The sequence below is a fragment of the Frankia sp. RB5 genome (genome assembly GCF_059816245.1).
The window spans coordinates 43,251-63,840 of record NZ_JCBATA010000046.1 but is presented as its reverse complement, the minus strand read 5'-3'; the positions used below and the strand labels follow the sequence as shown (position 1 = coordinate 63,840).

The 20,590-nt window shown below is 73.5% G+C and carries 20 protein-coding genes; 2 read left to right on the top strand and 18 right to left on the bottom strand.

Annotation, left to right across the window (positions count from 1 at the left end; genetic code table 11):
- Positions 1–231 precede the first annotated feature (231 nt).
- From cobA to AC6EXY_RS22585, 5 genes are all read right to left on the bottom strand, one after another.
- Positions 232–1,737, bottom strand: coding sequence for a uroporphyrinogen-III C-methyltransferase (cobA, locus tag AC6EXY_RS22605; protein ID WP_499818039.1), 1,506 nt, complete (start codon positions 1,735–1,737; stop codon positions 232–234).
- 64 nt (positions 1,738–1,801) lie between these two features.
- Positions 1,802–2,473 carry a phosphoadenylyl-sulfate reductase gene (locus AC6EXY_RS22600; protein ID WP_101832294.1) on the bottom strand — a complete coding sequence of 224 codons (672 nt, stop codon included), beginning with the start codon at positions 2,471–2,473 and terminating at the stop codon, positions 1,802–1,804.
- Positions 2,474–2,734: 261 nt separating this feature from the next.
- On the bottom strand, positions 2,735–4,507 hold the full coding sequence (locus tag AC6EXY_RS22595; RefSeq protein ID WP_101832293.1) for a nitrite/sulfite reductase: 1,773 nt from the start codon (positions 4,505–4,507) through the stop codon (positions 2,735–2,737).
- 77 nt (positions 4,508–4,584) lie between these two features.
- Positions 4,585–4,770, bottom strand: coding sequence for a putative leader peptide (locus AC6EXY_RS22590; RefSeq protein ID WP_499842401.1), 186 nt, complete (start codon positions 4,768–4,770; stop codon positions 4,585–4,587).
- 179 nt (positions 4,771–4,949) lie between these two features.
- Entirely contained in the window at positions 4,950–5,504 is a 555-nt protein-coding gene (locus AC6EXY_RS22585; RefSeq protein WP_499818041.1) for a response regulator, read from the bottom strand.
- A 497-nt stretch (positions 5,505–6,001) separates the two neighbouring features.
- Here AC6EXY_RS22585 and AC6EXY_RS22580 point away from each other — a divergent pair, with 497 nt between their 5' ends.
- Complete coding sequence (locus AC6EXY_RS22580) at positions 6,002–7,138, top strand: helix-turn-helix domain-containing protein (RefSeq protein WP_101832290.1); 1,137 nt, start codon at positions 6,002–6,004, stop codon at positions 7,136–7,138.
- A 21-nt stretch (positions 7,139–7,159) separates the two neighbouring features.
- Here the strand turns inward: AC6EXY_RS22580 and AC6EXY_RS22575 are convergent, their stop codons facing one another.
- The 8 genes from AC6EXY_RS22575 to AC6EXY_RS22540 form a co-directional block, all read right to left on the bottom strand.
- Positions 7,160–8,008: a menaquinone biosynthetic enzyme MqnA/MqnD family protein gene (locus AC6EXY_RS22575; protein WP_101832289.1), complete on the bottom strand. Its 849-nt coding sequence runs from the start codon at positions 8,006–8,008 to the stop codon at positions 7,160–7,162.
- Positions 8,005–8,262: a hypothetical protein gene (locus AC6EXY_RS22570; RefSeq protein ID WP_101832288.1), complete on the bottom strand. Its 258-nt coding sequence runs from the start codon at positions 8,260–8,262 to the stop codon at positions 8,005–8,007. The genes AC6EXY_RS22575 and AC6EXY_RS22570 overlap by 4 nt, the downstream gene beginning before the upstream one ends.
- On the bottom strand, positions 8,262–8,549 hold the full coding sequence (locus AC6EXY_RS22565) for a hypothetical protein (RefSeq protein ID WP_499818042.1): 288 nt from the start codon (positions 8,547–8,549) through the stop codon (positions 8,262–8,264). Before AC6EXY_RS22565 ends, AC6EXY_RS22570 begins: the two co-directional genes overlap by 1 nt.
- Before the next feature lie 13 nt (positions 8,550–8,562).
- Positions 8,563–9,711 (bottom strand): aminofutalosine synthase MqnE, encoded by a 1,149-nt coding sequence (gene mqnE / locus AC6EXY_RS22560; protein WP_101833854.1) that lies wholly within the window; start codon positions 9,709–9,711, stop codon positions 8,563–8,565.
- A 96-nt stretch (positions 9,712–9,807) separates the two neighbouring features.
- Complete coding sequence (locus tag AC6EXY_RS22555) at positions 9,808–10,173, bottom strand: DUF4229 domain-containing protein (protein ID WP_499818043.1); 366 nt, start codon at positions 10,171–10,173, stop codon at positions 9,808–9,810.
- Positions 10,174–10,275: 102 nt separating this feature from the next.
- Positions 10,276–11,034: a UbiX family flavin prenyltransferase gene (locus AC6EXY_RS22550; protein WP_499818044.1), complete on the bottom strand. Its 759-nt coding sequence runs from the start codon at positions 11,032–11,034 to the stop codon at positions 10,276–10,278.
- A gap of 26 nt (positions 11,035–11,060) precedes the next feature.
- Positions 11,061–12,017, bottom strand: coding sequence for a menaquinone biosynthesis prenyltransferase MqnP (mqnP, locus tag AC6EXY_RS22545; RefSeq protein WP_101829989.1), 957 nt, complete (start codon positions 12,015–12,017; stop codon positions 11,061–11,063).
- 49 nt (positions 12,018–12,066) lie between these two features.
- Positions 12,067–13,518: a menaquinone biosynthesis decarboxylase gene (locus AC6EXY_RS22540; RefSeq protein WP_499818045.1), complete on the bottom strand. Its 1,452-nt coding sequence runs from the start codon at positions 13,516–13,518 to the stop codon at positions 12,067–12,069.
- 367 nt (positions 13,519–13,885) lie between these two features.
- On the opposite strand from AC6EXY_RS22540, the gene AC6EXY_RS22535 reads away from it, so the two are divergent.
- A complete protein-coding gene (locus AC6EXY_RS22535; RefSeq protein WP_101829991.1) occupies positions 13,886–14,305 on the top strand; it encodes a PLD nuclease N-terminal domain-containing protein in 420 nt (139 codons plus the stop codon).
- A 346-nt stretch (positions 14,306–14,651) separates the two neighbouring features.
- On the opposite strand, the gene ccsB is transcribed toward AC6EXY_RS22535, so the two are convergent.
- The 5 genes from ccsB to AC6EXY_RS22510 all read right to left on the bottom strand — a co-directional run bounded on the left by ccsB (position 14,652) and on the right by AC6EXY_RS22510 (position 20,581).
- Complete coding sequence (gene ccsB, locus AC6EXY_RS22530) at positions 14,652–15,827, bottom strand: c-type cytochrome biogenesis protein CcsB (protein ID WP_101829992.1); 1,176 nt, start codon at positions 15,825–15,827, stop codon at positions 14,652–14,654.
- Entirely contained in the window at positions 15,827–17,785 is a 1,959-nt protein-coding gene (gene resB, locus AC6EXY_RS22525; protein WP_499818046.1) for a cytochrome c biogenesis protein ResB, read from the bottom strand. The genes ccsB and resB overlap by 1 nt, the downstream gene beginning before the upstream one ends.
- Positions 17,782–18,825, bottom strand: a complete 1,044-nt coding sequence (locus AC6EXY_RS22520) for a cytochrome c biogenesis CcdA family protein (RefSeq protein WP_499818047.1) — start codon at positions 18,823–18,825, stop codon at positions 17,782–17,784. The genes resB and AC6EXY_RS22520 overlap by 4 nt, the downstream gene beginning before the upstream one ends.
- 40 nt (positions 18,826–18,865) lie before the next feature.
- On the bottom strand, positions 18,866–19,477 hold the full coding sequence (locus tag AC6EXY_RS22515) for a TlpA family protein disulfide reductase (RefSeq protein ID WP_423748031.1): 612 nt from the start codon (positions 19,475–19,477) through the stop codon (positions 18,866–18,868).
- Between the two features lie 195 nt (positions 19,478–19,672).
- Positions 19,673–20,581, bottom strand: a complete 909-nt coding sequence (locus AC6EXY_RS22510; RefSeq protein WP_243407107.1) for a methyltransferase domain-containing protein — start codon at positions 20,579–20,581, stop codon at positions 19,673–19,675.
- Between the last annotated feature and the right edge of the window lie 9 nt (positions 20,582–20,590).

Here is a 20,590-nt window from a genome sequence, read left to right as displayed (position 1 = left end):
ATCAACCCACAACACCATCCACGCCACCCGACCCGACGGCACCCCCATCACCACCACACCACCCACCCTCACCACCCACGACCTCGACGCACTCATCCGCAACCTCGACGAAGAAGGCGAAGAAGGAGGCTAGGGCCTGCCTTCCAAACTCGCGACCTGCCTGGAGGAGCCGCCTACGCCACCACAACCACAGGACTGATCACCGGCGGTTCATCGCGTGCCGTTGCGGGCCTAGGAGCCGGGCTCCTGGAGGGCTACCCGGGTGGCGGTGATGAAATCGGCGACGGCGCCGGCCAAGGGGTGTACGCCGGGCTCGGCGGGGACGATGTCGACCCGCATGCCCGCGGCCTCGCATGCCTCGGCGCTGCGCCGGCCCATGGCGGCGACGAGCAGGTCGGGAGGCAGCGGGCCGTACAACTCCGCGGTGCTGCGGGCGGCGGTGGACGACGCGAAGGCGGCGACGTCAAAGTCGCCGTGGCGTAGCTCCTCGGCGATGCGGGGGTCGGCGTCCGCGGTCTCATCCATGAGCAGCCTGATCCGCCGTAGCGTCCACGGCCCACCCATGGGCACCTCGGCCGCGCCCGCGACCAGCACGGGCGCGCCAATGGAGAGACCCTGATCGGGGGGCCTAGCCGGGTTGAGGGGCACGGAGGCTAGGCCGACGGCGTCCAGTGACGTGGCGACGTCGGGGCGGGCGGCGATCAGGGTGAGGCCGGCCAGCGCTCGCACGTCGGTGCCGGCGTGGCGCAGGGCGGTGACGACGGCGGTGACCTCGTCCGGGTCGGCGAGCAGCAGGCCGGTCGCGTCGGGCAGGGCGGCGAGCAGCTCCCGGCCGGCGTCGGGGGTGGGGGTGGGCCGGGCGACGACGGTTTCGACCGCGTCGGCGCCGAGCGCGCGCAGCCGGCGGGCCAGCAGACCGGCCCGCGGCCGGGTGCGGGCGACGAGAACGCGCACGCCGGCCAGCGGGCGAGCCTCCATGCTCGCCGCGGCCCTGTCGAGGGCGGCGACCTCGCCGACCACGATCACCGCGGGTGAGCGGACGCCGGCGGCGATCGCGTCGACGGCCAGGGCGTCGAGGGTGGTGCGCAGGATCCGTTGGGCCGGTGTGGCGCCCCGCTCGATCACCGCCACGGGGGTGTCCTCGGCCCGGCCGCCGTCGAGCAGGGTGTCGGCGATCGCCATCAGCCGCGCGACGCCCATCAGGATGACGATGGTCGCCCTGGACTCGGCGAGCCCCGTCCAGTCAACCGTCGACTCGGGATGGCCGGGTGGCAGGTGCCCGGAGACGATGGCGATCTCCTGGGCGACGTCGCGATGGGTGACGGGGATGCCGGCCAGCGCCGGCACCGCGAGCGCGGATGTGACCCCGGGCACCACGCCGCAGGGCACGCCCGCCTCGGCGCAGGCCGCCGCCTCCTCGCCGCCGCGGCCGAGGACGTACGGGTCGCCGCCCTTGAGCCGCACCACTCGTGCCCCTGCCCGGGCGCGGTCGACGAGGACGGTGTTGATCTCCTCCTGGCCCCAGGAGCGAGCCGTCGGGCTCTTGCCGACGTGGATGATCTCCGCGTCAGGCGGTGCCGCATCGAGCAGGACCGCCGTGGCCAGCCGGTCCACGACGACGACATCCGCCGTGGACAACAGCTCGCGACCACGCACCGTCAGCAGGCCGGGATCCCCCGGACCAGCTCCGACCAGCCAAACCTCACCGACACCTCGCCCGTCCGCCACGGCGTGCACCGTATCTGTTCACCTCGGGCAGCAGGAGATCACGCGCGTGGCCCCATGACGGTCACACGACGGGTCAGTGGATGCCGCACTCGGTCTTGGTGGAGCCGGCCCAGCGGCCGGCACGGCCGGCGCCGCGCTGGGTGCACGGCCAGCAGCCGACGGACTCGTAGCCGTCGGACAGCAGCGGGTTGACGATGACGTTGTGCTCGGCGACGTACCGCTCGACGTCCTCGTCGGTCCACGTCACCAGCGGATGGATCTTCACCTTGCCGCGGCGCGCGTCCCAGTCGACGACCTTGAGGTTCTTGCGGCCGGCGGACTCGGCCCGCCGGGAACCCGCGGCCCAGGCCCGGTAGGGGGCCAGGGCCCGGTCCAACGGGACGACCTTGCGCATCCGGCAGCACAGGTCGGGGTCGGTGCGGTACAGGTCCGCGCCGTGGACGGCGTCCTGGCCGGCGACGGTGAGCTGCGGGCGGACGCTGATGATCGGCAGATCGTAGGTGGCGGCGACCGCGTCGCGGGTGCCGATCGTCTCGGCGAAGTGGTAGCCGGTGTCGATGAACACGACCGGGATGTCGGAGCGGATCCGGGCGAGCATGTCGACGAGGACCGCCTCGGCCATCGAGGCGGCGACGACCAGCTTCGACCCGAACTCCTCGGCCGCCCAGCCGAGGATCTCCTCGGCGGGCGCGCCCTCGAGGTCCTCCGCGGCCCGCAGCGCCCGGGTCTTCAACGCGGCATCCATCAGCTCGTCTCCTCGTAGTGAGAGGTGGGGTCGTGAGAGGTGGGACCGTCGTGAGAGGTGGGACCGTCGTGAGAGGTGGGACCGTCTGCGAGCGTGCTCGTGGCGGCTGCCAGTGCTGTCAGGCTCAGTCGGAAGGCGCGGCGGCAGGACCGGCACGCCCAGTGCCCATGCCCGGAGCCGGCGACGCCGTCTGGCGCGGGCTGCGGGACGATGTCCTCCTCGCCGCAGTACGGGCAGTAGAAGGGCACCGCGCGGCCACCACTAGCCACCCGTGCCACCGCCCGCCGTGGCGGGCGTGCCTGCCGGCCTGGACGCTGGTGTGGGCCTGGACGCTGGTGTGGGCCTGGACACCAGCGACGCCTCGTCCGCGCGCTGGGCCCAGTCGGCGAAGCTCTCCCCGCTCTCGCGCTGCGCCTGGTAGGTCTCCAGCAGGCCGGCGACGTAGTCGACGAGTCGGTCGGCGGTGACCTTCAGACCGCGCGACTTGCGCCCCAGCCGCGAGTGGGTGCCCAGGTGACCGCCGAGGTGGACCTGGAAGCCTTCGACCATCTCGCCGGCGTCGTTCGGGACGAGCGAGCCCTTCAGCCCGATGTCGGCGACCTGGAAGCGGGCGCAGGCGTTGGGGCAGCCGTTGATGTTGATGCCGATCGGCTCGTCGAAGTCGGGCAGGCGGCGCTCGAGCTGGGTGATGAGGTCGCGGGCGTTGCCCTTGGTCTCGACGATCGCGAGCTTGCAGAACTCGATGCCGGTGCAGGCCATCGTGCCGCGGCGGAACACGCTGGGGCGCACCACCAGGTCGAGCGCGGCGAGTGCGGTCTCGAGCGCGTCGACGGCGTCGTCGGCGACGTCGAGGATGACGAGCTTCTGCGTCGTGGTGGCGCGGATGCGGCCCTGGCCGTACTGGTCGGCGAGGTCGGCGACGGCGCGCAGTGTCGTGCCGGTGAGCCGCCCGGCGCGCGGGGCGAAGCCGACCGCGTTGCGGCCGTCGCGCTGGCGGTGCACGCCGACGTGGTCGCGGCCCTCGGTGCGCGGAGGCGCGGGCGGCGGGCCGTCGGGCAGGGCCGCGGTGAGGTACTCCTTCTCCAGGGTGGTGCGCACCCATTCGGCGCCCATGTCCGCGACGAGGAACTTCAGCCGGGCGCGGGTACGCAGGCGGCGGTAGCCGTAGTCGCGGAACAGGGCGGCGACGCCGTGCCAGACCTCGGCGACCCGCTCCGGCGGCACGAACGCGCCGAGGCGGACCCCCAGGTGCGGGTTGGTCGACAGCCCGCCGCCGACCCACAGGTCGTAGCCCGCGCCGAGCTCCGGGTGGACCACACCGACGAACGCGACGTCGTTGATCTCGTGCAGGGTGCAGTGGTCGGCGCAGCCGGAGATCGCGGTCTTGAACTTGCGGGGCAGGTTCGCGAGCGTCGGGTCGCCGACGAAGCGGCGCACCACCTCGTCGATGACGTCGGTGCCGTCGATGACCTCGTCGCCGTCGACGCCGGCCAGCGGGCAACCGAGGATGACCCGGGGGGTGTCCCCGCAGGCCTCGGCGGTCGTCATGCCGGCGCCCTCGAGCGCACCCCAGATCGCGGGCACATCCTCGATGCGGATCCAGTGCAGCTGGATGTTCTGCCGGTCGGTGACGTCGGCGACGTCACGGCCGTAGCGGGTGGAGATGTCGGCGATGACCCGGAGCTGGTCCGCGGTCATCCGCCCGCCGTCCAGGCGCACCCGCTGCATGAAGTAGGAGTCGTCGAGCTCCTCGGGCTCCAGCACCGCCGTGCGCCCGCCCTCGATGCCCGGGCGGCGCTGCGTGTACAGACCCCACCAGCGGAACCGACCGCGCAGGTCCTGCGGGTCGATGCCGTCGAAACCGGTGTGCGGGTAGACGTTGAGGATGCGGTCGCGCACCTCGAGACCGCCTTGGTCCTTCTTCATCCGCTCGTTGGCGTTGAGCGGCTCGGTGTAGCCCAACGCCCACTGGCCCGCCCCCTTGGGACGGGACGGGCGCGCGGCGGATCGGGCCGGACGGGCAGGAGAAGACATGAGAGATCTCTCGACGCGCGGGGAAATGCGACACCGTCGACACGGCGCCGCACCAGAGGGGACGGCAGAGCGGGACGTCAGCGGGAGCGGCGACAGCCCGCGCTGGAGACACGCAGCAGGTCGACGTGCAGACGGGCGACGAGCATCGGCTCAATCACCAGGCACGCGGCTGCGGGAGACGGCGCTACCCCGCGCCGGGACGCGACGCCGACCGAACGGTCCGACGCTCGCGAGACCGGCGCCCCGAGGGAGAGGGCGCGCATGACCACGGCCCCATGTTTCCACAGAAGTTCGTTCGATGGGCGAGTTGTGAGCCCCATGACCTCGGCGCATGGCACACCGGCGCCGCAAACCACCACAGAACGGCCCACGCCGCCCGCGCGCTACGCCAAGTCTAGCGCACCGATGGGCAATATGGACAACCAGGCTGGGCGAGTACGCGTCAGGCCGGTCGGCGGGTGGCGCACAGGCGGCGCAGCTGGTCCACCAGCGGGCCGGTGGCCAGACCCTTCTCCAGCAGCGCGTCGGCGCCCAGAGCGAGCACCCGGTCGAGCAGCGCGTCCTCGGAGAATCCGGTGAAGATCACCACGACCGCGCGCGGCGCGATCCGCCGGATCCGTGGCAGCGCGCCGATGCCGTCAAGCACCGGCATCGCCAGATCGAGCAGGACCAGGTCCGGATCGGTGCGGACGACCTCGTCGATGGCCTCGACGCCATTGGCGGCCGCGCCGACGACGACGAAGTCCGGCTCGGTGCCGAGCAGGAGGCAGAGCAGGTCGCGCACGCCGTCCGCGTCGTCGACGACGACGACCCGGCGCGCCGGCGGCCCCGACGCGGCGACAGCGTCCCCGACGCCGTCACGCGCCATCCCTGCGGCCGGGCCAGCAGCTGGGACGACGGCTCCGTCCCACCCGAGCCCGACGGTGTGGGCGTCCACCGAACGGCCGGTATCCACCATTCTTTTGTACGCGCCCCGCCCGGCCCCGCGCATCGTCATTCAGGATGGTTTCCGGGGATGACCCAGGCCGGTCATGCCACTGATACCCGCAGATCGTGGCGAAGCGCCGCAGGCCCGACGGGACAGTCCGTTAGCCCCTCGCGTGAATTGGCCGCCGGGGGATCTACCGGGATTCCAGGAGTTTTCGGCGGTAGTTCGACGCCTCCCCTCCCGTTTCCCAACAAGAACCCAAGAAAGGAGGCATAATATCTCGGCAGGGACTCGGCTCGCAGTCGGACATCACGCCACTGCGTGATCAAGAAACTCCGATGAGCAATAGCCCACCACCCAGGCTGCCGCAAAGTCACAGAGAGTAATCAAAGCAACCGCTCGCGTATGGGACTTTTGGCCTCTAGTCTACAAGGGTGCACCATGGAGTAATCTGATCACTACCAGTGAATCCCTGCCGGCTCTCGAGCGGGCGCGAGAGGCGGCGCACCTCAGGCTGAGCCTCCCTCGGTGGGAGGCGACCTCTGCCATGCGGAAGGACGTCACAGATGCGGCAACGGAGCCGAGGCCGGCATGGCACGGCGACCGCCGAAGACCTGCTCCCTGCGGAGGTCCGGCGGCGTCGCTGTGAACGCGTTCTCTCTCGGGAGGAGCTTGCCCGGCGCACCGGTTACAGCCGCCAGTACATCGCCCAGCTGGAGCAGCCGAGCCGCGGCATCCCGTCCCGGCCGGTGATCGCGGCGGTCGACGCCGCGCTCGAGGCGGGCGGTGCCCTCATCGACCTGCGCGAGGCCGCCGTCGCGGCCCGGGCCGAGCGGCTGCGCCGGCGGCCCGACCCGGAGATCGAGTCCCGCCGCCGCGTCTCCGACCTGCTCGACCACCGCCGCTCCGACGGCGAGCTGGACTACCTCGACCGGCTTGTCGCCGACCTCATCGCGAAGGCGGACCGGCTCGACCCGGCCGACGTCACCGCCCGGGTGCTCGACCACCAGAGCGTCGTCGACAACCTGCTGCGCATGCCCCTGTTGCCGCACCAGCAGTTCCGCCTGTTCATGCTCGCCGGGCACCTGGCGGGCCTGCTCGCCATCTCACTGCTCGACGTCGACGAGCTGGCCGGCGCGAGCACCTGCTGCCTGGAGGCGGCGGTGTTCACCGAGCTCACCGGGCACGAGGGGCTACGTGCCTGGACGCTCGCGGTCAACGGCCTCATCGACGCGGCCGCCCGGCGAGCCTGCGCCACGCCCCCCGACCCGGCCACCCCGACCGCCCCGACGCGGGAGGGGCTCACCGGACCGGACGAGCGGATGATCGCCTCGCTGCTCGAGCAGTTCGGCGCGCCGGGTGCCGGTGCCGCCGGTCCCGAGCCGGCGGCGAGGCCCGCGGACGGACCGTCCATGCCCGTCCCCAGCGCCGCGGCCGACCCCGGCGTCCCCGAGGCGACGCCGCCGGTCGACGCCGACCCGGCCGCCGGTCACGAGCCCGCGGAGCCCTTCGAGCCGGCCGTCGCCGGACTCGACGGCGCCGCCTCGCTGGAGGAGTCCCTGACCGCGCCGGGTGGCCGGGCGACACCGCCCCGGCTCATCGCCCTGGTCAAGGGGCGCATCGCCCGGTTCGCCACCGCCGACACCCACCGTCCGGTGCCGCCGCCGGCGGGGCTGTCCCACGCGTTCCAGCCACCCGTCTGACGGTCGGCTCGCGACTGGCGGTCAGACGTCGGCGAACGTCATGGCGCGCAGCGGCGGCACGTCGCCGCGGCGCGCCGCCCGGGCCGCGAAGGCGCGGACACCGGCCTGCTGCCGCTCGCCGAGCCGGAAGTCCAGGGTCGTGAAGTAGCGGGCCAGTGTCGCCGGGTCGAACACCTCGAACCGGGCCGCGCGCGTCGCCACCTGGTCGACGTCGCCGAGGGCGAGGTCCAGCCCGGTGCGGAAGGCGTCATGGACCTCCTTGACGACGCCCGGATGTCGCTCGGCGAACGACCGCCGGGCGGCCCACACGGCGAAGACCATCGGCAGGCCGCTCCACTCCCGCCACGCGGCGCCCAGGTCGATCAGGCCGAGTGGATGATCCGTCCCACCACGCTCCGCCTCGTAGGTCGCCCGCAGCGCCACATCGCCGATGATCACGGCCGCGTCGGCCTCGCGCAGCATCAGCGGCAGGTCCGGCGGCATCGTCACGTAGGTGGGCGCGAGGCCGTGCAGCTCCTCCAGCAGCATCCGGGCGAGCAGCACGCTGGTGCGCGACGTCGACCCGAGCGCGACCGTGCGCACCTCGGCCAGCGGCACCGCCGCGCTCAGCACGACGGACAGCACCGGCCCGTCCGAGCCCACCGCGAGGTCGGGCAGAACGACCAGGTCGTCGGCGTGGCGCAGGTACTCGACCAGACTGATCGGGCCGATGTCGAGATCGCCGGCGACGAGCGCCTCGTTCAGTCGATCCGGGGTGTCCTTCGTCAGCTCGATGTCGAGCAGGGCGCCGGAGTGCACCAGGCCCCAGTACAGCGGCAGGCAGTTCAGGAACTGGATGTGGCCGACCCGGGGCCGGACCTCGCCGCTCAACTCCGCCCGCCGCGACGGTTCTCCATCACGTCGATCACCGCTCGCCGCTGCCGCAGCGCCAGTGGATAGCTGAGCAGCCCGCTGACCGCGAGCGCCAGCACGAACGCGAGCAGGCCGCCGAGGCCGAGCAGCAGCACGACCGCCAGCACCACGCCGAACAGCACCGCCCGGATGGCGAAGTACCGGGCGTTGATGCCGAGCAGACCCGGCCCGGAGCCACCGGGCTGACCGCCGGCACGCTTGCGCAACTCCATCAGGACCTCCGCTTCTTCGTCGGCACCCAGCCGAGTCGGCGCAGCACGGTCGGGAAGAACCCCAGGCCGAGGAAGACCACCAGCAGGCCCAGCAGGCTTGCCGCCCCGATCGGCAGCCCCGCCCAGTCCAGCACGACGTAGGCGAGCACGCCGGGGACGAGGATCACCAGGAAGGCGAGCACGAAGATCGAGCCGATGCCTGGTGCCCCGGGCGGTCGGGCCGGCCTCGGCATCGCCGGGGTGGGAGCGGGGGTGGGGTTCGGGGCGGGGGCCTCGTCGCTGGTCATCGGCGGTACCAACTCAGGCGTCGATCGAGGACGGGACCTCGCGACGGTCCGGATCGGGGCCGTCGTAGGCGCGGATCTCCCGGTAGCGGGTGTCGCGCTCGACCGGCCGGAAGCCGGCGTCGCGGATGATCGCGAGCAGGTCCTCGCGCGTCATGGTGGTCGGGGTGCCGAACCGGTCCGCGTCATGCGTGATCTTGTACTCCACCACGGAGCCGTCCAGATCGTCGGCGCCGAAGTTCAGCGCGAGCTGGGCCGTGGTCAGGCCGTGCATCACCCAGAAGCACTTGACGTGGTCGATGTTGTCGAACAGCAGGCGGGAGACGGCGAACGTCTTCAGCGCCTCGGCGCCGGTCGCCATCGGCTGGTTCATCAGCCGGTTACGCGGGTCGCCGGCGGCGTCGTGCTGGAAGCGCAGCGGGATGAACACCGCGAAGCCGCCCGTCTCGTCCTGCAGCTCACGCAGCCGCAGCACGTGATCGACCCGGTGGCGCGGCTCCTCGACGTGGCCGTAGAGCATGGTGCACGGGGTGCGCAGACCCTTGGCGTGGGCCAGGCGATGGATGCGCGACCAGTCCTCCCAGTGGGTCTCGTGGCCGACGATGTGCTGGCGGACGTCCCAGTCGAAGATCTCGGCCCCACCGCCGGTCAGCGAGTCGAGGCCGGCGTCGATGAGCTCGTCGAGGATCTCGTCGGCGGGCAGGCCGCTGATCTTCTCGAACCAGTGGATCTCGGTGGCGGTGAACGCCTTGAGGGCCACGCCGGGCAGGGCCTTGCGCAGCTCGCGCAGCGACCGCGGGTAGTACCGCCACGGCAGCGTGGGATGCAGGCCGTTGACGATGTGCAGCTCGGTGATGCCCGCCGGCTCCATCTCGCGGGCGAGGCGCACGGCCTCCTCGATGCGCATCGTGTAGGCGTCGGACTCGCCGGGCTTGCGCTGGAACGAGCAGTAGGCACAGGACGCCGAGCAGACGTTGGTGAGGTTGAGATGGCGGTTGACGTTGAAGAACGTGCGGTCGCCGTTCTTGCGGGTGCGGACCTCGTGGGCCAGGCCGCCGAGCCAGACGAGATCGTCGCTGGCGTACAGCGCCTCGCCGTCGGCGCGGCTGAGCCGCTCACCCGCCGTGACCTTGGCCTCTATCTCCCTTTTCAGCCCAGCATCCATAGCTTCCAGCGTAGCCCGCCGGCCCGTCGGGACCGGCCTGGCCGGCCGGGCAGACCGGTCACAGCCGCCCGGCCGCGGGTCACGCCGCCCCCGAGCTCAGTCGGCGTCGTCGTCCGGGTGGGAGGCGCGGCGCGCGGCCCGGCGCTGCATCCGCCCGAGCGGCCAGGTCAGCAGGCCGGCGACGACGAACCCGAGGAGCACGGCGAGCAGCAGGTTCACCCCGACCAGGGCGAGCACCACCGTGATCACCACGAGGACGGCCAGCCGGACGAGGAAGTACGGCAGCTGCGCCCGCAGGTCGACGTCCTGCTGCGCCGGGGCCTCCCGGCGGGCGGGCCCCGACGGACGCCCGCGCCCCGGCTGCCCCGACCGCCCCGCCGCGCCGCTGCCCGTTCCGGCCGGCTTCGATCGGCCCGCCCCGCGCGCCCGGTCCTTCGGCGCCCCGCGCCCCCCATTCGCCATCGCCGTCCTCGATCCCCAGCTCATGGCCCCGCGCCGGAGCCTTCCACCGACACTCTGCCTGGCCGAGGGCCGCCTCGGCCAGAGGAGACCGGCCATGGGCGTTCAGCGCGGGCGCCGCGCGGCGCCGAGGTCGCCGGTCCAGCGGCGATACAGGGCGTGCTGGACGCCGGCCGCGTCCAGCACCCGGCCGGCGACGAAGTCGACCAGGTCGGCGGCGTCCCGCGCCCCGGCGTAGAACCCCGGGCTCGCCGCCGCCACCACGGCACCGGCGTCGTGCAGGGTGAGCATGTGCCGCAGGGTCGCCCCGGTGTACGGCATCTCCCGGGGGACGACGACGAGGGGCCGCCGTTCCTTGAGGGTCACGTCCGCGCATCGTTGGAGCAGGTCCTTGGACAGGCCGAGCGCGATCCCGGCCAGGGAGGCGGTGCTCGCCGGGACGACGATCATGCCCCTGGTCGGGTAGGAGCCGCTGCTCGGCGGGGCGGCGAGGTTCCCGGGCGCGTGCACCGCGACGAGCCCGCGCACGGCGCCGGCGGACACGGCGCCGGCGGGAACAGCGTCGGCGGGAACAGCGTCGGCAGACACGGCGTCGGCGGGCACAGCCGCGCCGGCCTCGGGGCCGCCGTACGGGGCGGCGAGCCATGTGGCCAGGGACGGCGCCCAGTCGGCGTCGTGCCAGGCGATGCCCGTCTCGTCGAGCAGCGTGAGCCGCGCGGCCCGGGACAACACCAGGTCCACCGGCAGCCCGGCGGCGAGCAGGCCACGCAGCACCGCGGCCGCGTAGGGCGTCCCGCTGGCGCCGCTGACCCCGACGACCCACGGCACCCGCGGCGCCGGGGCGCCGGTCGCGCGCTGCGTCACCGCGAGTCGCCGTCCTGGCTGCGGGCTCAGGCGGACAGGCCGCGGCTGAGCAGGTCGGCGAGGGCGAAGACGAACAGGGCGATGCCGACGAAGCCGTTCGCGGTGAGGAAAGCGCGGTTGACCCGGGACAGGTCCTTCGGCGAGACGATGGCGTGCTCGTAGCAGAAGGCGGCCGCCGTCACCGCGAGCCCGGCCCACCACCAGGCGCCCGTGTCCTGCATCAGCCCGTAGGTGACGAACAGCGCGAAGGTGACGACGTGGGTGGCGGTCGAGCCGATCAGGGCGCCGCGCACCCCGAAGCGGGCCGGCACCGACCGCACGCCGATCCGCCGGTCGACGTCGGCGTCCTGGCAGGCGTAGATGAGGTCGAACCCGCCGATCCAGCTGCCGACCGCGAGGCCGAGCACGAACGCCGCCCACGACCAGTGGCCGGTCACCGCGATCCAGGCGCCCACGGGGGCGACGGCCTGGGCGATGCCGAGCACGGCGTGCGGGAAGTCGGTGAAGCGTTTGGCGTACGGGTAGACGACCAGCGGCGCGACGGCGATCGGGGCGAGGGCGAGGCACAGCCACGACAGCGCGGCGGCGGCGGCGAGGAAGACGGCCAGCGCCATGGTCGAGCCGACCACGGCGGCGCGCACGGACACCGCGCCGGTGACGAGCTCGCGCCGCGCCGTGCGCGGGTTGCGGGCGTCGATGGCCCGGTCGATGATCCGGTTCGCGGCCATCGCGAACGTCCGGGCGGCGACCATGGCGACGGTGACGAGGGCGAGATCCGCCCAGTGCACCGAACGCGACACCTCGAAGCACGCGGCGAGCGCCGCGATGTACGCGAACGGCAGCGCGAACACCGAGTGCTCGATGACGACGAGCCGCAGGAAGGCCCGCACATGCCCGAGATCGTGCTGCTGCGGGCCACCGGAACCGCGACCTGGGGCCGTGGCGCCGCCGGACGGGCCGGGCAGGAACGCGGCGTCGCTCATCGGACCGGCCCCGCGAGGCGTGCCGGGGCAGTCAGACGGCTCGGGCCAGTCATAGGCCGTACTCCTTCCAGCGGCGGGTGACCTGGGCGCGGACGGCGTCGTCCATGACGATCTCCTCGGGCCAGCCGCCGTCGCGTCGGTAGCCCTCGGTCGGCAGCTTGCGGGTCGCGTCCACGCCGACCTTGCCACCCCAGAACTGCTCGTACGAGGCGTGGTCGAGATGGTCGACCGGGCCGATCGTGGTGAGTAGGTCGTGGGCGTAGTCCACGTTGCCGAACGCGCGCCAGGCGACCTCGGCGTAGTCGTGGACGTCACAGTCGGCGTCGACGACGACGATCAGCTTGGACAGCGACAGCAGGCCCGCCCCCCAGATCGCGTTCATCACCTTCTGCGCGTGCTTCGGGTAGCGCTTGTCGATCGAGACGAGGCAGCAGTTGTGGAAGACGCCGGCCTCGGGCAGGTCGTAGTCGACGATCTCCGGGATCATCATCCGGATCAGCGGGCGGAAGATGCGCTCGGTGGCCTTGCCCATCGGGCCGTCCTCCTGCGGCGGGCGGCCGACGACGATCGTCTGGAAGACCGGGTCGCGGCGCATCGTCATGACGTCGACGTGCAGCGCCGGGAACGGCTCGACGGGCGTGTAGAAGCCGGTGTGGTCGCCGAAGGGGCCCTCCGGGCGGCGCTCGCCCGGCTCCAGCCAGCCCTCCAGCACGATCTGCGCGTTCGCCGGCACCCGCAGCGGGACGCTCACGCAGTCGACCATCTCGACCCGCTCGCCGCGCAGGTAGCCGGCGAACAGGTACTCGTCGATGTCGGCGGGCAGCGGTGCGGAGGCGGCGTAGGTCACCACCGGGTCACAGCCGAACGCGATCGCCACGGGCAGCCGCTCGCCGCGGCGCTCGGCCACCGCGTGGTGGGCGTTGGAGTCCTTGTGGATCTGCCAGTGCATGCCGACGGTACGCGCGTCGTGCCGCTGCAGGCGGTACATGCCGAGGTTGCGGGCCCCCGTCTCGGGGTGACGGGTGTGGGTGAGGCCGAGGTTCAGGAACGCCCCGCCGTCGCTGGGCCAGGCGTGCACGCCGGGCAGCCGGAACAGGTCAACGTCCGAACCCTTGAGCACGACGTCCTGGCAGGGCGCGGTGCGCACCCGCCGCGGCGGGATCGCGGTCAGCGAGGCCGCCTTGCCCAGCGCGTCACGCAGACCGGACAGGCCGGTCGGCAGCTCCGGGCGCAGCAGCGCGGCGAGCCGCTCGCCGACCTCGTCGAGGCGCTCGACGCCGAGGGCGGCGGCCATCCTGGCCTCGGTGCCGAACAGGTTGATGGCCAGCGGCATGTCGGCGCCGCGCGGGTTCTCGAACAGCAGCGCCGGCCCGCGCTCGCGCACCACCCTCGTCACGATCTCGGTGACCTCCAGGTGGGGGTCGACCGGCGCCGACACCCGGCGCAGCTGGCGGTGCCGTTCGAGGTGCGCGAGGAACGCGTTGAGATCCGCCCAGGCCATGGCTCCATCCTGGCAGCCGCGGCGCACGGCCGTCCGACCTCCCACCCCGCGTCCGCCGGGCGCATCCCGGGACCGCCATGGGCGCGAGCGTGACGCGTCAGACCCGCGGTCGGCAGGCGGACAGGTGGACCGGCCGGACGCGGCCCCGGGGCGGAGGGCACACTAGGGATACACGGGCCGGCCATCTCCACGACACGTGCGCCCTCCGGGGAGGGCGCCGCACGCTCGTCTGACCCGTTCGGTGATGCCGCCGACATCGTCGGCGATGTCGCGGAGGGCCGGGAGTAGATACCCGCGGGCCGATGTTCATTCCTGACATGTCGAGCCGGATGTAGTCGATCAAGGAGCGGGAAGGAGCGACCAGCCGGTGCTGGGCCTCGCGCTGACGTTTGTGATCATCGGTGTTTGGGCGTACGCGATCATCGATGTGTTCGGGACACCGCCCGACGAGGTACGGGCCGTGTCCAAGCCGATCTGGATCGTGGCCGTGCTGCTCTTCTGGGTGTTCGGGGCGGCCGCCTGGTTCCTGTTCGGCCGACCCCGGGCAAGCGGGTACGGTCCGCGGTCGCCGCGGCGGCCGATCTCCGACCATCCGGCATTCGGCCAGCGGTCGACCTGGGACATCGACCGGCGCGAGGCGGGGCTGGGACGCCCCGGTTCGCGCATGGGCACCCGCCGCCAGGTCGCCCGGCCGACGGGCCCGGACGACGACCCGGAGTTCCTGCGTGAGCTCGCCGACCGTATTCGCGGCGGCGAGGCCGAACCGCCCTCGCCCTCCCGGGGCTGACACCACACGGCACCTGGCCGACCGCCGCCCCAGCGGACCGGTGTTCGCCGGGATGGGCGGGCCCGGCCGAGGCGGTGCACGGGAACGGCGTTGGGTGCCACATTCACATGGCATCATGCCCGTTTCGTCCGGTTGAAAGTGGCAGACCGCCGCTCTCCCACGCACGCGGCCGGGGATGGTCCACAGCCGTGGGTGGACCGCTCAGCTGCCGGCGGGTGTACGCGCGGTCAGTGGAGTGCGGACCGGGGTTCGGCGCGGCGGCCAGGCCGCGGCGCGGCGATGGTCGCGACCTGGCGGCGGTCGGGTGGCGGCGGAGAGTGGTGTGAGCCGGCGGCCGGGTCTTTCGTCAGACGCCGGCGTAGGAGTGCAGGCCGGTGATGACGAGGTTGACCAGGTAGTAGTCGACGAACAGGGCCGTGAAGGCGACCAGCGAGATGGCCGCGGCCCGCCGCCCTCGCCAGCCGGCGGTGGCGCGGGCGTGCAGGTAGGCCGCGTAGCAGACCCAGGTGATGAACGACCAGGTCTCCTTCGGGTCCCAGCCCCAGTAGCGGCCCCAGGCCGCCTCGGCCCAGATCGCCCCGGCGATGATCGCGAAGGTCCAGATCGGGAACGCGAAGGCGATGACCCGGTAGGTCAGCGCGTCGAGCGCCGCCGAGGACGGCAGCCGCATCACGATCCCGCCGCGGTTCTGCATCGCCCGGCTCGCCTCGGCCCGCCCGGCCGCCACCTCGGCGAGACGGTTCTCCCAGCGCTCCTTCAGCAGGAACAGCAGGGTGGTCACCGCGGAGACGAGAAACACCCCGCTGGAGACGATCGCGCCGACCACGTGGATCTTCAGCCAGTACGAGTTCAGCGCCGGCACGAGCGGGCCGGGCGCCACGTAGAGGACCGTGCCGGCGAAGCCGAGGTAGAGCACGACCGGCACCATCACGAACACGCCGAGCCAGCGGACGTTGTGCCGGGTCAGCAGCCCGAGGAACGTCGTGACCGCGATCAGGCAGATCATCGACGAGTACTCGTACATGTTGCCCCACGGCACCCGGTCCGCCGCGATGCCGCGGGTGACGACCGACGACAGGTGCAGCGCCCAACCGAGAACCGTGAGGATCACCGCGACCCGCCCGACCCAGCGGGCACGGACCGGCACCTGGACGTCACCGTCGTTGCCACCGGCGAGACTGTGCGCGGCCCGGTCCCGCTGGCGGACCGCCTCGATCTCCCGGGCCCGGGCCGCGGCGAGCGCCGACGCGTCCGGGTCGGCCACGGCGTCGCCACCGAGCGCCTCGGACGCCGCCGCCCCGCCGACACCGACGAGCACCGCCGGCTGGTCGGCCCCCACCCGGGCGGCGGGTACCTCGGCCGCGGCGGCGTCCGCGTCAGTGGCCTGCGCCGCCGCGCCGCGCGTGCCGAGCCGGCTGAACGCGAACTCGGCGGCGTACCCCAGCATGGCCGCGGCGTACACCGCCATCCCGCTGCCGAACAGATGATCGGACAGGCTTGACACGCCCTCGTTGACCGCCATCAGTGCTCCCGTTCGCTTTCCCTCGACGCGGCGCCATCTGCTGCGGCAGCACGCGGCTGTGTCCCGCGCGGCGCCGTCGCGGCGCCGCCGTCCTCCGTGCCCGTCACGTCCGTTGCCGTCGACGGGCCCGCGCCGACGGGCACCGTGGCGTCGCGGACGAGGGTGGTGAGCTGGCCGAGTTCGGCCGCGAAGCCGTCTCCGTGCGACCGCGACAGCCCACCGATCTCGACCGTGGACCCGCCCCCCGCGGCCGGTGTGGCCCGCACCCACACCCGGCGCCGGCGCACCCGCAGGCTGGCGATCAGCCCGAGGATGATCAGCACCGAGAACAGCAGCGCCTCGCCCTTGAACGGGTCGGACTTGACCTGGAAGGTGGCGAACTCGGCGACGCCGTCCGCCTCCAGACTCATCCCGGCGGGCAGGCCGGTCAGCGTGCGCTGGCCTGGGTTGTCCAGGGCGAGCACCTGCGCGGTGCGGCCCGCCCCGGCCGGGCCGCTCAGGGTGAGCTGGCGCATGTCCTTGGTGTTGACCGTGTAGACGTTCTGCGGGATGCCCTCGTCCACATGCAGGTTGCCGACGAATCCAGTGATCGTCAGGCCCGGCGCGCGGGCCGCGGGGTAGATCGACACGTAGCCGTGGGTCGGGTCCAGCCGGGTCGTCGGTGTGAACACGCCGCTGAAGGCGAGCTGCTGGGGAACCCGCTGCGCGCCGAGCGGCGGCAGGCCGGCGTCGGGGATCTTGACCGTGCAGGTCGAGGTGAACATGCCGTCACGTGGGGTACACGGCACGTTGCCCTGCCAGACGGTGCGGCCCCGGGCGTCACGCAGGACGAAGTGCGGCGCGTAGCCGTGCCCGATCAGGTAGACCTTCGTGTCGCCGAGGACCAGCGGATGGTTGACCCGGACGGTCGCCTGCCGGGTCGGCGTGTCCAGGTCGGGCGCGTAGGTCACGTCGGCGCGGAAGTCCGCGGGCTCGCCGTTCGGCTCGTACGTCGCCGCGAACCGGTCCAGCGTCAGCGAGAACGGGCGCAGCTTCGCGGTGTTGACGAGTTTACCGCCGGTGAACTGGTCGTAGCTGATGAGCGTGTTGGCGAACCCGTCGCCGGTGACGACCAGGGTGGTGCCCGAGTAGCCGAACCAGGAACCGAAGCCGACCGCGGCGAGCAGGCCAACGAGGGCGACGTGGAACACCAGGTTGCCGGTCTCGCGCAGGTAGCCCTTCTCCGCGGCGACGGAGTGGTCGGGGGTCCCGTCGGGCCGGCGGGCGTCCGTGGCGGTGGCGCTGGCGCGGAAGCGACGTCCGCGCAGGGCGGTGCGGGCGGCGGCCGTGGCCTCGGCGGGCGGCAGCGGGCTCTCCCACGCGCTGCCCCCGGGCAGGCGGCCGGGCCGGGCCGGCGCCTTCGGCGGGGCGGTGAACAGCGCTCGGGCGTGCCAGCGGATCCGCGACGACAGGCAGCCGATCAGCGAGATGAACAGCAGCAGGTAGATCGCCGCGAACCACGGCGCGGCGAACACGTCGAAGCCGGAGAGGCGGTCCAGCAGCGGGCCGACCGTCTGATGGTCGCTGAGGTACTGCTCCACCCGCATCGGGTTGATGTTGCGCTGGGGCAGCAGCGAACCCGGCACCGCCGCCAGGGCCAGCAGGAACAGCAGCAGCAGCGCGGTGCGCATGCTGGTGAGCTGGCGCCAGGAGCGGATCGCGAGCGCGAGCGCCGGATTCCGGCCGAGCCCGCTGGCCGACGCCCCCCCGCTCCCACGCGCGCCACCGCCGGCGTGCCCGTCCGGCAGGCGCCGGGAGGCGGCCGGATCGGGATCGAACCCGACACTCGCGCCGTCCGCCTGCTCGGCACCGCCGGGGGCGTCGGCATCGACGGGCGCGTCGACGTCGGCGGGCGGATCTACGTCGGCTGGCGGATCGGCGTCGAGGGACGTGGTCGAGGACTGGGTGGAGGAGGTCACAGCGGCGTCTCCGAGAAGCCGGGGGCGTAGGGCCGCAGGTAGGTGATCAGCTCGGCCCACTCCCCGGTGAGTTGAAGCACGCCGACGGCGACAAGCATCACCCCGCCGGCGAGGGTCAGGGCGCGCGCGTGCCGCCGCAGCAGGCGCAGGGCCCCGACGGCACGCCGGAAGGCGAGCCCGACGACGAGGAACGGCAGCCCGAGCCCGAGGCAGTACGCCGCCGACAGGAACGCCCCCCGCTCGGCCGTCGCGCTCGTCACCGCGAGCCCCTGCACGGCCGACAGCGTCGGCCCGAGGCAGGGCGTCCAGCCGAGGCCGAACAGCATGCCGAGGACGGGCGCGCCGAGCAGCCCGGGGCGTGGCATCCGGTGAATGCGCCACTCGCGGTTCGCCCAGGACATCCGGGAGAACACACCCGCGAACGCGAGGCCCATCGCGATCGTGAACGCCCCGAGAACCTGGCCAACGCCAACCGGATGGCGATTCAGGCTCCGGCCCAGCCCGCCGAAGGCGGCGCCATAGGAGACGAACACCAGGGTGAAGCCCAGCACGAACAGCCCGGTGCCGGCCGCGACCCGGCCGCCCACCCACAGCCGGCGCAGCCGCGCCGTCACCCCGCCGCGATCCCCGCCAGCGCTCGACGCGGGCCGCGATGCGCCGCCGTCGCCCGACCCGCCGTCGCCCACCGCCAAGCCAGCGCAATCCGCTGTGACGGAGCTGTCCGTCATGGAAACGGTGGCCATGGCGCCGGCCGAGACGGACGCGCCGGCCAGGGCGGGTGCCCCGGCCAGGGCCGACGTGGCCGACGTTCCGGTCAGGGGGGTGGCGTCGAGCCCGGCGGACGGGTCGAGGGCCGTCAGAGGCTCACCGCGGCGCTGCCGGTCCTCGAGTTCCTCGCCGGACAGGCCGGTGACGAAGGTGAGGTAGCCGGGGACGAGCGGCAGCACGCACGGCGACAGGAACGACAGCAGCCCGGCGGCCGCGGCGACCGGTGCCGCGAGCAGCACCGGCCCGTCGGTGATGAGGCCGACCGCGCTCACTGTGCGCGCCCCGCCCGGGCCGCGCGCCGCCCCCGACCGCTCACGCCTCGGCCCGCAGCCTGGCGAGCACGGGAGTGAGGTCCTCGGGCAGGACGCCGCCGGTGAAGCGGGCGGCGATGCGGCCGTCGGGGTCGAGCACGAAGGTCGACGGCAGGCCCGGCGCGACCGGCCAGCCGGCGGCAAGGGTACCCAGCTTGTCGATGATGCTCGGATAGGGCGTGCCGAAGTCGCGGGCGAACGCCTTGGCGCTGGCCGGGGAGTCCTTCTCGTTGACGCCGAGGAACGCGACGCTCGGGTTCTGCTTCGCGAGCGTCGCGAGGCCCGGTGTCTCCGCCCGGCAGGGTGCGCACCACGAGGCCCAGAAGTTGACGACGACGACCTTGCCGCGGAACGACGTGACGCTCAGCGGCGCGCCGTCGAGGTTCTTGCCGGACAGCTCCGGCGCCGCGTGCCGCCGGTCGGCCGGGACGAAGTCCTGCCCGGCCCGCTGCTGCACGAAGCCGTAGCCGTCACCGCCGGTGGCGCTGGCCGTGTTGCCGCTGGTCGAGCAGGCCGCCAGCACACCGGCCAGGGTGACCGCCAGCGCGGCGCCCGTCAGCCGCCGCCACCGCCGAGCCCACGGTTGGCGGCGCGCGCTCCCGTCACCGGCCACGCCGCATCGCGGCGTGGCCAACCTGTCACCCGACATGGACCGCCGTCGCTCCTCTGCCACGCGAACCAGTATGTGCCCCGCACCTTCCGCATCCGGAACCCGTCTACGACCAACTGTAGAACTCACCTCAGCGTAGGCGGCGATGCCGGCCGGCGCGCGTGGGGTTCACCACTGACCACACGGCCGGGCCGCGCGTCACCGAGGTCGGAAGGGGTGGAGCTGGAACCGGGCGATGGTCTGGACCGTGTCTTGCGCCCAATGGGCCGCGGCCCGGGCCCGCAGGTCGGCGGGCGTCCGGTGGTGGCCGGTCGGGCCCATCAGGGCCAGGTCGACGGCCTCGTCGACGCTCAGGGACAGCGGGACGTCCAGGCATTCGACGGCGTCGGCGGTGAACCGGCCCGTCATCCGCTCGTCCAGCCGGTCGGCCTTGCCGGCCTGCATCCCGACGAGACCGAGCGGTCCGCGCAGCTCGCCGAGGTGGCCCGGTGCCGGCGTGACGATGAGCAGCTGCCCGCCGGGGCGCAGCACCCGGCGCATCTCGTCCGGGTGGCGGGGGGCGAAGACGTCGAGGAGCACGCCGACCGACCCGTCGCGGACCGGCCAGGCCCCCGCCGCGTCGAAGGCGACCGCCCCGATCCGCGGGTGTGCCCGGGCGGCGCGGCGCAGCGCGGGCGGCGACACGTCGGCCGCGACACCGAGCGCGTCCGCCGGCAGCGCCGCGAGCACCCCGGCCAGGTGGTGGCCGGTGCCCGCGCCGATCTCCAGCAGCACCGGGACGGTGCCCGGCGCCTCGCCCGCGCGGGCCCCCGCGGCGAGTTCGCCGAGGCGGGCGGTCAGCGGCCGGTAGTGCCCGGCGCCGAGGAACGCCTCCCGGGCGGCGACCATCTCCGCGGTATCGCCGGTGACCCGCCGGGCCCGCCCGCCGCGCAGGCTCAGGTAGCCGCCGCGGCCGACGTCGAACCCGTGCCCGGCCGGACAGCGCACCCCGCCGGCGCCGCCCGCACCGGCGCCGTCCGCACCGGCCGGGACGAGCGCGCCGGCGCACACCGGGCAGCGCAGGACCGGCAGGATCGCCGCGAGCCCCGCGCCCGGCTCGGCCGTCACGCCGGCCCG

Excerpts from the sequence above, each read along its gene's own strand:
- AC6EXY_RS22600 (WP_101832294.1), bottom strand. The coding sequence starts at position 2,473 with ATGGATGCCGCGTTGAAGACCCGGGCGCTGCGGGCCGCGGAGGACCTC.
- AC6EXY_RS22595 (WP_101832293.1), bottom strand. The coding sequence starts at position 4,507 with ATGTCTTCTCCTGCCCGTCCGGCCCGATCCGCCGCGCGCCCGTCCCGT.
- AC6EXY_RS22590 (WP_499842401.1), bottom strand. The coding sequence starts at position 4,770 with ATGCGCGCCCTCTCCCTCGGGGCGCCGGTCTCGCGAGCGTCGGACCGT.
- AC6EXY_RS22585 (WP_499818041.1), bottom strand. The coding sequence starts at position 5,504 with ATGACGATGCGCGGGGCCGGGCGGGGCGCGTACAAAAGAATGGTGGAT.
- AC6EXY_RS22580 (WP_101832290.1), top strand. The coding sequence starts at position 6,002 with ATGCGGCAACGGAGCCGAGGCCGGCATGGCACGGCGACCGCCGAAGAC.
- AC6EXY_RS22570 (WP_101832288.1), bottom strand. The coding sequence starts at position 8,262 with ATGGAGTTGCGCAAGCGTGCCGGCGGTCAGCCCGGTGGCTCCGGGCCG.
- AC6EXY_RS22565 (WP_499818042.1), bottom strand. The coding sequence starts at position 8,549 with ATGACCAGCGACGAGGCCCCCGCCCCGAACCCCACCCCCGCTCCCACC.
- mqnE (WP_101833854.1), bottom strand. The coding sequence starts at position 9,711 with ATGGATGCTGGGCTGAAAAGGGAGATAGAGGCCAAGGTCACGGCGGGT.
- AC6EXY_RS22555 (WP_499818043.1), bottom strand. The coding sequence starts at position 10,173 with ATGGCGAATGGGGGGCGCGGGGCGCCGAAGGACCGGGCGCGCGGGGCG.
- mqnP (WP_101829989.1), bottom strand. The coding sequence starts at position 12,017 with ATGAGCGACGCCGCGTTCCTGCCCGGCCCGTCCGGCGGCGCCACGGCC.
- AC6EXY_RS22540 (WP_499818045.1), bottom strand. The coding sequence starts at position 13,518 with ATGGCCTGGGCGGATCTCAACGCGTTCCTCGCGCACCTCGAACGGCAC.
- ccsB (WP_101829992.1), bottom strand. The coding sequence starts at position 15,827 with ATGGCGGTCAACGAGGGCGTGTCAAGCCTGTCCGATCATCTGTTCGGC.